We start from the raw sequence: 972 nt of genomic DNA on the forward strand, positions 1-972 counted from the left end.
ATTCAATTTATCGTCTCTTTACCAATTATAGAAAAATAATAAATGAATAGAATGATATGTGATAAAAAGGCTTATTTTAAAAGAAATAAGCCTTTTTATATTTTTTATAAAAACATATTGACGATTAGAGATTAGAGGTGTAATATAGAACAAGTCGCCGATGACATTAACGTCGCAAGCGACAAACGAAATGAAAAACTTAGTTGACATTGAAAGATGAAAATGTTAACATAAGGAAGTCGCAAATGAGCGACCAAGTAGTTCTTTGAAAACTGAACGAAACAAACAACGTGAAACGTCAATTTTTATTTTTAGATGCTAGACAAACTAACTTTATTGGAGAGTTTGATCCTGGCTCAGGATGAACGCTGGCGGCGTGCCTAATACATGCAAGTCGAGCGAATGGATTAAGAGCTTGCTCTTATGAAGTTAGCGGCGGACGGGTGAGTAACACGTGGGTAACCTGCCCATAAGACTGGGATAACTCCGGGAAACCGGGGCTAATACCGGATAACATTTTGAACTGCATGGTTCGAAATTGAAAGGCGGCTTCGGCTGTCACTTATGGATGGACCCGCGTCGCATTAGCTAGTTGGTGAGGTAACGGCTCACCAAGGCAACGATGCGTAGCCGACCTGAGAGGGTGATCGGCCACACTGGGACTGAGACACGGCCCAGACTCCTACGGGAGGCAGCAGTAGGGAATCTTCCGCAATGGACGAAAGTCTGACGGAGCAACGCCGCGTGAGTGATGAAGGCTTTCGGGTCGTAAAACTCTGTTGTTAGGGAAGAACAAGTGCTAGTTGAATAAGCTGGCACCTTGACGGTACCTAACCAGAAAGCCACGGCTAACTACGTGCCAGCAGCCGCGGTAATACGTAGGTGGCAAGCGTTATCCGGAATTATTGGGCGTAAAGCGCGCGCAGGTGGTTTCTTAAGTCTGATGTGAAAGCCCACGGCTCAACCGTGGAG

Annotated in this window: 1 rRNA gene; it reads left to right on the forward strand. The window is 45.1% G+C overall.

Annotated elements, in window-relative coordinates:
• Positions 1-333: 333 nt before the first annotated feature.
• Positions 334-972, forward strand: a 16S ribosomal RNA gene (locus ACCC84_RS23445); the annotation flags it as partial.

Origin of the sequence: Serratia odorifera (genome assembly GCF_041448735.1) — a bacterium.
In the GTDB taxonomy this organism is placed as follows: Bacteria; Pseudomonadota; Gammaproteobacteria; order Enterobacterales; family Enterobacteriaceae; genus Serratia_F; species Serratia_F odorifera.